Origin of the sequence: Saccharothrix deserti (assembly GCF_009769385.1) — a bacterium.
In the GTDB taxonomy this organism is placed as follows: Bacteria; Actinomycetota; Actinomycetes; order Mycobacteriales; family Pseudonocardiaceae; genus Actinosynnema; species Actinosynnema deserti.
In genome coordinates this window covers 26276-37195 of the sequence record NZ_VKAB01000061.1, presented here as the reverse complement: position 1 = coordinate 37195, position 10920 = coordinate 26276, and the positions used below count along the sequence as shown (strand labels likewise).

The 10920-nt window shown below is 72.6% G+C and carries 5 protein-coding genes; 4 read left to right on the top strand and 1 reads right to left on the bottom strand.

Features of this window, described 5'->3' with window-relative positions; all coding sequences use genetic code 11:
* A partial coding sequence (locus FM051_RS46370) for an ATP-binding protein (protein WP_158853696.1) occupies positions 1 to 2344 on the top strand: 2344 nt, incomplete at its 5' end.
* Between the two features lie 373 nt (positions 2345 to 2717).
* Here FM051_RS46370 and FM051_RS46365 read toward each other — a convergent pair.
* A complete protein-coding gene (locus tag FM051_RS46365) occupies positions 2718 to 2951 on the bottom strand; it encodes a hypothetical protein (RefSeq protein ID WP_158853694.1) in 234 nt (77 codons plus the stop codon).
* A 481-nt stretch (positions 2952 to 3432) separates the two neighbouring features.
* Between FM051_RS46365 and FM051_RS46360 the strand changes: the two genes are divergently transcribed.
* From FM051_RS46360 to FM051_RS46350, 3 genes are all read left to right on the top strand, one after another.
* Positions 3433 to 4614, top strand: a complete 1182-nt coding sequence (locus FM051_RS46360; protein WP_158853692.1) for a geranylgeranyl reductase family protein — start codon at positions 3433 to 3435, stop codon at positions 4612 to 4614.
* 91 nt (positions 4615 to 4705) lie between these two features.
* Entirely contained in the window at positions 4706 to 8314 is a 3609-nt protein-coding gene (locus FM051_RS52670; protein ID WP_158853690.1) for a type I polyketide synthase, read from the top strand.
* Between the two features lie 445 nt (positions 8315 to 8759).
* Entirely contained in the window at positions 8760 to 10916 is a 2157-nt protein-coding gene (locus FM051_RS46350) for an SDR family NAD(P)-dependent oxidoreductase (protein WP_338019541.1), read from the top strand.
* The last annotated feature ends 4 nt before the right edge of the window (positions 10917 to 10920 follow it).

Genomic DNA, 10920 nt, shown 5'->3' with positions numbered 1-10920 from the left:
CGACCTCACCGACGCCTTGTTGGGGCTCGGACACGGCGAGGACCTGGTGGCCGATCTGACCATCCGCACCGTCGAGTGGCCGTTGGACGAGCGGGTGGCCGGCCAGTACATGCTGGCGGTCTACCGCGCCGGTCGCGCCGCCGACGCGATGGCGCACTACCGGAAGGTCCGCGAACGACTGGTGGACGAACTCGGCACCGACCCCGGCGCCGCGCTGCAAGACCTGCACCGGCAGATCCTCGCCGCCGACCCGGCCCTCGCCGCCGCACCTGGCGGCACGGCGGCCGAGCCCGTCGTGGTTGCCCGGCAGCTGCCCGCCGCACCGCCGCACTTCATCGGCCGCGACCCCGAATTCGTCGCGCTGACCGCTCTGGATGATCCTGGCCCAGGACGCACGGTGGTGATCACCGCCATCGCCGGTGCGGGTGGCATCGGCAAGACCTGGTTCGCCCTGCACTGGGCCCACCGGCACCTCGACCGGTTCCCCGACGGACAGCTGTTCGTGGACCTGCGCGGGTTCAGCCCCGACGGGGAGCCGATGGACCCGGCGGTGGCGGTGCGAGGCTTCCTCGATGCACTCGGCGTCGAGCCTGGCCGGTTACCAGTCGATCCACATGCCCAGGCTGCTCTGTTCAGGGGTCTCGTGGCCGACAGACGAATGCTGATCTTGGTGGACAACGCCGCCGATACCGCCCAAGTCACGCCGCTGCTGCCTGGCGGGAAGTCCTGCACCGTGCTGGTGACCAGCCGCAACCGCCTGTCCGGCCTGGTCATCCGCCACGGTGCCCGCCAATTGGCACTGGACGTCCTGTCCGACGTCGAGGCCCGCGCCCTGCTCACTGCTCGACTCGGCGCCGCGCGGATCGCCGCGGAAGCTGCGGCGGTGGACGAGATCATCGGATTGTGCGGCGGGTTCCCGCTGGCGTTGAGCATCATCGCCGGCCGTGCCCACACCCACCGGCGCATCCCGTTGGCCGAGTTCGTCATCGAGTTGCGTGACCTCGGACTGGGCGCGTTGGTCGATGACGACCCCGCCGCCAGCCTGCCCACCGTGTTGTCCTGGTCGCATCGATCGTTGAGGCCCGAGCAACAAACCGCGTTCGGACTGCTGGGCATCGCTCCCGGCCCCGACATCGGCTTGCCCGCCGCTGCCAACACCATCGGTCTGTCGCAGGCACAGGCTGGACAAGTGCTGGATGCACTGGCCGCGGCGTCGCTGCTTACCCGGGACACCGGTGGCCGGTACCGGATGCACGACCTGATTCGCCGCTACGCCGGCATTACCGCCGACCAGCACCTGATCGAGGAGAGCAGGCAGGCGGCGCTGCGGCGGGTGCTCGACTTCTACCTGCACACCGCCCACACCGCGGACCGCCTGCTGCACCCCCACGCCCTGCAAATCCAGCTCGACCCACCCACCCCCGGCACCCGGCCCCACCCGCTGTCCGACATCCCGTCCGCGCTGGACTGGCTGACCGCCGAGCACGCCAATCTGCTGGCCGCCCAGCGCACCGCCGCAGCTCACCATTGGCATGAACCCGTGTGGCAACTGGCCAGGGTGCTGAGCACTTTCCACGCCCGGCGCGGACGCCGCCACGACGATCTCTCCGTGTGGCAGGCCGCGCTCGAGGCCACCGCCGACCTGCCCGACCCTGCCGTCCGCATCCTCGTCCGGCGACTTCTCGGCCGCGCTCACGGCGAGTTGGGGCAGTACGGGAAGGCGACCCGACACCTGAACCTGGCCTTGGCCATGGCCGAGCGCCACGGCGAGCGCACCCAGCAGGCCATCGCCCACTACCAGCTTGGGCGGCTCTGGGCACTGCAAGGCGATGACCAGCGGGCATTGGAGTGCACTGCTCGCTCCCTGGAACTCGACCGCGCAATCGGCAATCCGGTGTGGGAAGCAGACTCGCTCAACACGATGGGCTGGTACACCGCCCGCCTCGGCGACTACGACACCGCACGTGCCCACTGCCAGGCCGCGCTGGCCCTGCACCGCCGCCACCGCAACCCGGAGGGTGAGGCGAACACTCTGGACAGCCTGGGCTGGATCGAACACGGCACCGGTCGGCACCATCACGCCGTCCACCACTACCGGCAAGCCCTGGACCTGTTCCGCGCCCTCGGCAACACCGACCTGGCTGCCGATACCCTGGACAACCTCGGCCACCCGTACGCTGCGCTCGGACAGCATCAGCAAGCCCACGAGGCATGGCAGGAAGCACTGGAGCTGTACAAGGCCCAGCACCGCACGCAGGACGCCCAGAGAGTGCAGCGGCAACTCGGGGCACTCGACGACCGCGACTCCGATCAGCCCCGCGAGCCCACCGAACCCGCGAAGTAGGTCCGAACAACTCATCCGGCAACCGTCCGGACGCAGTTGCCTTGCGCTGTCCTGTCCAGCCGGATCTTTCGGTGTCCAAGGCTGGGTTTGCGGGGTCATTCGAGCTGCCGACGGCGCCCATGGACTGGGTCATCCCGGCGTCCCGGCAGGCATCCGCGAACGCCCGAGAGCTGTATTGGGCTCCGTGACCGCTGTGGAAGATCGCTCCGGCCAGGCTGCCCCCCGCCAGGCGGCCGTCCGCCGCGGCGCGGGCGGCGCGGTCCGGGGCGGTGGCGCGCCAGTGGTAATAGCTGGACCGGGCGATGCCGATCACCCGGCACAACCGCTTGACACCGTGGCGGCGCTGATGGTCGGCGACGAACTCCGAAGCGGTTCACCAGCGCGTCTCCCCGGCGAAATAGCGGGCCGCCTTGCGCGGGATGTCGCGTTCCTCCTCCAGTTCGCGGATCCGTTTGCGCAGCGCGGCGTTCTCGTCCTCATGTGAGCCCGGCGCCGACACCGCCGCCGGGTTCGCCCCGGACGTGGCGAGTGATCCGGTGCGCCGTCCGTCGTCGAGCCGGATCCAGTTGCGCAGCGTCTCGGAGTTGATCACGAGGTCGTCGGCCACGGATTTGAGAACCAGCAGGATCCAAGTGTGTCCGGTGTCCAACATCCGGGGTCAAGGCCCCTCGGAAAGGTCATCTTCATGCCGGTGTTCTGCGCTTTGTGTTGCGGTGCAACGAATCCGGTGTGTCACCGCCCAGACCTCTGCTACCCAAACGTCACCCCTGGTTACGCGGAAAGGCTCATTGACAACAGCTGGTTGCTCGATCGGGCTGTCCAGTCGGAAGTGCTGCGCTTTCCGTATCACACATGGTGACTGTCGCAGTCCCGTACAGGGCGACTTGGTGGCCCTTGCGGGCTTAATCGCGTCGGTCGGCCTGGGTGCGTCTCCATTCCGTTGTTACGTTCGAACAGGTCGCGGTCTCCGAGGCGTCGATGGCCAGGCGGTGCGCAACGGCAGCTTTCCGGACCGCGCGTAAAACCCAACCCTCGTCTCCGGCAGGGCGCGAAGTCGCGTCCGACCCTCGCTCAGGAACGGTGATCGGATGTCAACGGATCGGATCGGCGGGCAGCTGTGGGACGTGGTGGTCGTTGGTGCCGGTCCGGCCGGGGCGACGGCGGCCCGGGTGGCGGCGGAAGCGGGGTGCGGCGTGCTGCTGCTCGAACGTGCCGCCGTGCCGCGGTACAAGACCTGCGGCGGCGGGCTGATCGGGTGTTCGCAGGCGTTCCTGCCCGCCGGGCTCGGCGTCACGGTCCGCGACGAGATCGACTCGGTCACCTTCGGGCTGAGGGGGCGTCGTGAACGCACCGTCGGCTGCACCACGGCGGTGCGGTGCAAGATGGTGTTCCGCGACGAGTTGGACGCCGCGCTCACCAAGGCGGCCGCCGAGGCCGGTGCCCTGGTGCGGGACCGGACCGCCGTGGCGGCGTTGGAGGACGGGGCCGGCGAGGTCGTCGTGCGCACCGGCGAGGGCGAACGGATCCGCGCACGCGCGGTGGTGGGCGCCGACGGCAGCGCCGGGCGGGTGAGCCGTCACGTCGGTGTGTGCTGTGAACAGGTGGACCTGGCGCTGGAGGTCGAGGTTCCGGTCGACCCGCGCGACGCGGCGAAGTGGCGTGGCCGCATGCTGATGGAGTGGGGACCGTTGCCCGGCTCGTTCGGGTGGGTCTTCCCCAAGGGCGACATCTGCACGGCCGGTGTGGTCGCCGCACGCGGGCAGGGCGATGCCACGAGGGCCTACATGCGGGAGTTCCTGGAACGCCACGGCTTGGCGCACCTGACCCCGCTGCACGACACGGGGCACCTGACGAAGTGCCGCCGTCCCGACTCACCGCTGGCACGCGGCCGCACGATCGTGGCCGGCGACGCCGCGGGGCTGTGCGACCCGTGGTCCAGGGAGGGCATCTCCTTCGCGCTGCGCTCGGGAGCGTGGGCAGGCGTTGCGGCCGCGGAGATCGCGCGGGCGGGGCACCCGGTGGACCTGGAGCGGGCGCGCGCTACCTACTCCGATGCGGTGCGCTCCACCCTGGGGGTCGAGATGCTCGCCTCCCGCAAGGTCATGAACGTCTTCACCAAGCGCCCCGGGGGCGTCCACACCGCGCTGACCGCCTTCCCGCCGGTGTGGCGCAGGGTCGACGCGTACCTCGGCGGTGAAACCACGATCCCGGCGCTGCTCGGCACGCCGATCGCACGCGCGGCATTCAAGGCGGTCGGGTTCTTCGCCTGAGTCCCGCCGGTGGGGATGCCCGCCAACGGCGCGTCGTGCGTGACCCCCGGTGTTCCCAGCCGGGGACCGGAAACCCAGGAGGGATCCCAGCATGGACGAAGACAACCCGGGCACCGACCGGCAGACACCGGTGGCGATCGTCGGAACTGCGTGCCGGACCCCTGGTGGAGTGACCTCGGCGGAAGAACTGTGGCAACTCCTGCTGGACCGGCGCGACGTCGTGGCCGGTTCCGACCCCGGCAGGCGGTGGTCCGACGACGAGCGGGTGATCCCCGCCGACCTCGCGAACTCGGCCGCCCTGGGCAGCGGCTCCTTCCTCGACGGCATCGACCTGTTCGACCCGGGTTTCTTCGGCGTGCCCGCCCGCGAGGCGGCCAGCGTGGATCCCCAGCACCGGCTGTTGATGGAGACCACCTGGGAGGCGTTGGAGGACGCCGGTGTGCCACCGCGCTCGCTGGCGGGGTCCCGCACCGGCATGTTCATCGGCATCTCCGGGGCCGACTACGCCAAGCGGTTCACGTTGGCGGACTTCAACGTCTACCACGGCATCTCGGCGGTTCCCTCGGGCGCGCCGGGCCGGATTTCCTACATCCTCGACGTCAACGGGCCGTCCCTGGCCGTGGACGGAGCCTGTGCCTCCTCGCTGGTCGCCGTGCACCTGGCGTGCCGTTCCCTGCACAGCGGGGAGTCCGACTTCGCCTTGGCGGGCGGCGCGACCGTGCAGCTGGAGTGGGGCGGCCTCGTCGGGTTCGCCCGCGCCGGAGCGTTGTCCGCGCGCGGGCGGTGCGCGGCCTTCGACGCGAGCGCGGACGGCTTCGTGCGCGGTGAGGGCTGCGGGATGGTGGCGTTGAAGCGGCTGAGCGATGCGCGGCGGGACGGCGACCGCGTGCTGGCGGTGATCGCCGGAACGGCGATCAACCACGCCGGGCGGGTGCAGGGCATCACGCAGCCCTCGCGCAGTGCCCAGCACGCGGTCATCAGGGCGGCGATGCGCTCGGCGGGCGTCACCCCCGACGACATCGGCTACGTGGAGGCGCACGGCACGGGCACCCCGGTCGGGGACCCGATCGAGTTCGCCGCGTTGACCGACGCGTACGGCAAGTCCGGCGGTCCCTGCGCGTTGGGCTCGCTGAAGACCAACATCGGCCACCCGGAGAGCGCGGCCGGCGTGCTCGGGCTCATCAAGGCCGCGCTGGCGGTGCAGCGCGGGAGCATCCCGGCGAACCTGCACTTCACCCGGTGGAATCCCGGGATCGACGCGGACGGGACCCGGTTCGTCGTGCCCACCGCCACCACCGCCTGGGACAGCCCCGGTCGTCCCCGCCGCGCCGGGGTGTCGGCGTTCGGTGTCACCGGGGCGAACGCGCACGTCATCGTCGAACAGGCCTCGCCCCCGCCGACAACGACCCACCGCCCGCCGGTGCGGCGCGAGCAGGCGGTGGTGTGCCCGGTGTCGGCAGCCTCACCGGGCGGGCTGGTCGCCACGGCGCGCCGCCTGGCCGATCACGTGCAGGCCGCACCCGACCCCTTGGCGGATGTCGCGCACACCCTCGCCGCGCACCGCAGCCATTTGTCCACACGCGCCTGCGTGGTGGCGTCCGACCGCGCCGGGCTGGTGACCGCCCTGCGCGCGGTGACCGCCCGGCAGGACCACCCGGGCGTCGTCACCGGGCCGACGACCGATCCCGGTACGCCGGTGTGGGTGTTCTCCGGGCACGGCTCGCAGTGGCCCGGCATGGCCCGGGACCTCTTGGAGCAGGAGCCTGCGTTCACCCGTATGGTCGACCGGCTCGACGCCGTCGCCGCGGCGGCGGGTGTCCCGGTGCGACAGTTGCTGGCCTCCGGCGAGCCCTTGGAGCGGATGGACGTGGTCCAACCGGTGGTCTTCACGGTGCAGACGGCCCTGGCGGAGCTGTGGCGGGACCGGGGCCTGCGCCCGGCCGCCGTGGTGGGCCACTCGATGGGTGAGGCCGCCGCCGCGGTGGCGGCGGGCATCCTGACCCCCGAGGAGGGCATTCGCATCACGCTCGCCCGCTCGTCGTTGCTCCAACGGGTCGCGGGTGGCTGCATGGCCGTGGTGGCGCTGCCCGTCGAGCAGGTCGAGGCCGAGATCACCGACACCCGGGGCGTGTCGGTCGCGGTGGTGACCGCTCCCGCGTCCACCGTCGTCGCGGGCGACGGCCCGGCCGTCGCGGACCTGCTGCGCCGCTGGCAGGAGCGCGGTGTGTTCTGCAAGCAGATCGCCGTGGTGGTGGCCGCGCACTCCCCGCAGGTCGAGCCGATCCTGGCGGACATCGCAACCCGGACGTCGTGGTTGTCGGGAGCACCGGCGACGGCGCCGTTCTACTCCACCGCGGTGGGTCCGCGCGAGCAGGTGGTGTTCGACAGCGCCTATTGGGCGCGGAACCTGCGCGCGCCGGTTCGCTTCGACCTGGCCTGCCGGGCGTTGGTCGAGGACGGGTACCGGGTGTTCCTGGAACTGTCGCCGCACCCGCTGCTGACGCAGGCGGTGGAGGAGACCGCGTCGGCGATGGGGGTGCCGGTGGTGACGGCGGCCTCCCTGGTCCGGGACCAGGACGGGCGCGAGGCGATGTGCCGGGCCGCCGCCGCGCTGCACGTGGCCGGCGTGCCGGTGGATCTCGTCGCGGTCAACGGCGGTGGAGCGCGGACCGTGCTGCCGCCCACGGCCTTCGACCGCTCCCGGTACTGGCAGGAACCCGAGCACGGGTCGCGGGGCACGGCGGCGCACATGTGGCTGGGCGAGCGGTCGGCCGTGCCCGACCCCGAGGCCGAGGACGGCACGCGCCACGTGTGGAACGCGGACCTCGGCACGGACCGCGTCGAGTGGCTGGCGCAGCACACCCTGCGCGGCACCCCGCTGGTTCCCGGTGCCGCGCACGTCGAACTGGTCCTGGCCGCCTCCGCCGCCGTGCTGGACTCCGTCCTGGACGAGATCCGCCTGACCGACGTGCGGTTCGAGCGCATGCTGCCGTTGGCCGCCTCCGTGCCGTTGCAGGTCGCGGCCACCAGGAGCGGTCGCCGGATGGAGGTCGAGGTCGTACAGCACACCGGTGGCGGGTGGGACCGGGTGGCGGCGGCGACGGCCACCCGGTGCGAGGGGCCGGTCGACGTCCACCCGGCGCTGCTCCTGCCCGACGCCCCCGCGGCGCCCGACGACCTGTACGCGGCGTTCCGCCGGATCGGCCTGGACACCGGCCCGGCCTTCCACTCGATCGCCGCCGCCACCGACGACGGGATCACCCGGCTCGACGTGCCCGGCGACGCGGAGATCCGCACCGGGGCACCCTGTGTCCACCCGGTGCTGTTCGACGGGTGCGTGCTGTCGGTGGCCGCCGGCCTGGTCCGCGGCGAGGAGCCCGACGACGGGGACGGGCCCTGGTTGCCCACGCGGATCGGCGAGATCGTGCTGCCCGCCCGGCCCGACCGCATCACGTGGGTCCACGCCGAGGTGCGGCGCGACGGCACCACCGCGACCGGTCGCGCCGACCTCTACGACGAGGCGGGGGGAGTGGGTCGGCGCGCTGGAGGACGTGGACCTCGTCCGCAACACCCGGGCCGCGACCGAGAACGCGCGGCTCAACGCCAGGCTGTTCGAGATCTCCTGGCGAGAGCTCCCCCTCCCGGACGAGCCGCCGACGACCCGGACCGGCGAATGGGTCGTGGTCGGAGAACCGGGTGACCACGACGGTGTCGCCGAGCGGGTAGCGGCGGCACTGTCCGGGTCGGGGCTGCGGGCCGCGGTCCACCGCGACACCTCGGCGGTCCCCGACCCGGGCGCCGCCGCGGTCGTGTGGTGCGCCACGGGAGACCTCGACGACCTGGACCGGGTGACGAAGGTGACCGCCCTCGTGCGCGAACACGGGCGACACGGCTCGCCGCCCCGGCTGTGGCTGGTCAGCCGGAACGCACGACCGGTGCTCGACGGCGACCCGGTCGACCCCGGCGTGTGCGCGCTGCGCGGACTGCTGCGCGTAGCCGCTGTCGAACAACCCCAGTCGGCGGTGAGCTGGGTCGACGGCGACACCGGCACGGCCGAGGACCTGGCCGACGTCGTCGCGGAGCTGGTGGCCGGGACGCCCGAGACGGAGGTCGCCTGGCGGGCGGGGCAGCGGTACGTGGCCAGGATGGCGCGCGCACCGCTGGCGGCCCGGCCACCGCGGACCACCCGCGAGGTCGACGCGGTCGTCGGCGAGGACGAGTTCGTCCTGCGCCCCGACGAGGACGGGGGCCTGGACCTGCTGCGGCTGGTCGCGACCGGCGAGCCGCTGCCCGCGCCGGGAGCCGGGCAGGTGCTGCTGCGCCCGGAAGCGTGCACCGTGCACTTCCGCGAAATCCTGGTCGCCCTCGGCATCTACCCGACCGACGACGGGACCCTGCCCGCCCTCGGCTCGGACGCCGCCGGCGTGGTGCTGGCCGTCGGCGACGGCGTCGAAGACCTGGAGCCCGGCGACCTGGTCACCACCGTGATCACGGACGGGAGCGGGTCGATGGCCTCCCACTGCCTGGCGCGGGCCGACCTGACCGCGCGCATCCCCGACGGCTTCGACCCCGTCGACATCGTCCCGTCGGTGCTGACCTACATCACGGCGTGGCACTCGTTGCACGACCTCGCGCGGCTGCGGGCGGGCGAGACCGTGCTGGTGCACTCCGCCGCCGGCGGCACCGGGCTCGCCGCGATCGAGGTCGCCCGACTGCTCGGTGCCGCGGTCATCGGCACCGCGGGCACCGAGGCCAAGCGCCGCCACCTGCGCGAGCACGGGGTGGAGCACGTGTTCGACTCACGGGGCCTGGACTTCGCGGAGCAGGTGCTGGAGGCGACCGGTGGGCGCGGTGTCGACGTCGTCCTCAACTCGCTGACCGGGGCGGCCATGCGGGCATCCCTGGACCTGCTCGCCCCGGGCGGGCGCTTCGTCGAGATCGGCAAGCGCGACCTGTACGACGGCGCGCGCGTCGACCTGGGCAAGTTCCGGCACGGCAACACCTACACCGCCCTGGACCTGGTGCTCACGGCGAACGAGCAGCCGGTCGTTTTCCGAGCGGCGATGCTGCGGGTGCTGGCCGAAATCGCGGCCGGCAGGCTGCCCCTGCTGCCCAGCGCGGTCGTCCCCCTGACCGAGGCGGCGGAGGCGTTCAAGCAGCTGGCCTCCGGTGACCTCATCGGCCGCGTCACGCTCGCCTTCCCCCCGGTCGGGCAGCGGGTGCACGTGCACGCACCCACCCCCGAGCACGTGGTGCGCAGCGGAGCCGCCTACATCGTCACGGGCGGCACGCGGGGCCTGGGCCTGGAGGCCGCCCGGTGGTTGGCCGGCGCCGGCGCCGGCCGCGTCGTCCTCGGGGGCCGCGGCGACCTCGCTCCCGGCGCCGGCGCCGTGCTCGACGCGATCGCGGCCACCGGGTGCGCGGTGGAGGTCGTGCGCGGCGACGTGGCCGACCCGGAGACGGCCCGACGCCTGGTCACGGCGGCGGGGAACGACCTGCGGGGCGTCCTGCACACCACCGTGGTGCTCGACGACGCCCCGTTGAACGCCATGACCGAGGGCAGGCTGGCCCGCGTGTGGCACCCCAAGGTCACCGGCCTGGTGAACCTGCACCACGCGACCGAGGGCCTCCCGTTGGACTGGCTCGTGGTCTTCTCGTCCATGTCGGCGATGCTGGGCAACGCCGGGCAGGCGAACTACGCCGCGGCCGGCTCGTGGGTGGACGCCTTCGCCCGGTGGCGGCACGACCAAGGGCTGCCCACCCTGTCGGTGAACTGGGGCGCCTGGGGTGAGGCGGGCCGTGCGACGGACTTCGCCGCGCGCGGGTTCGACACCATCTCCACCGCCGACGGGTTCGCCGCGCTGACCGCGCTCCTGCGGCACCAACGGGTGAACACCGGCGTGTTCGACTACCAACCCGAACTGCTGTTCCGCGCCTTCCCGCACGCGCTGGACAACCCGCTCCTGGCGGGCCTGCGCACCGGTGAGGCCTCCCACCGCGAAGCGACGTCCACCCTCGACCTGCGCAACGAGCAACCGGGACCGGCGCGGGGGCGCATGGTGCAGGACGCGGTGGTGCACACCCTCGCCGCGCTGCTCGGCACGCAACCCGACGCCGTCGCGGCGCACGCGAAGTTCACCGACCTCGGACTGGACTCGCTGCTCGCCGTCGCCTTCACCCGCAGGCTCCACGTCGACCTGGACATCGCCTTGACCCCCGCGGAGGTCTGGGCGCACCCGTCACCCGCCGAACTGGCCGACCACATCGACTCGTCGCTGGGGACACCCGGCGGCAACGGGTGAACGG

What these genes read in the sequence shown, in the direction of transcription:
- FM051_RS46360 (WP_158853692.1), top strand. Translation starts at nt 3,433, where the DNA reads ATGTCAACGGATCGGATCGGCGGGCAGCTGTGGGACGTGGTGGTCGTT.
- FM051_RS46350 (WP_338019541.1), top strand. Translation starts at nt 8,760, where the DNA reads ATGGCGCGCGCACCGCTGGCGGCCCGGCCACCGCGGACCACCCGCGAG.
- FM051_RS52670 (WP_158853690.1), top strand. Translation starts at nt 4,706, where the DNA reads ATGGACGAAGACAACCCGGGCACCGACCGGCAGACACCGGTGGCGATC.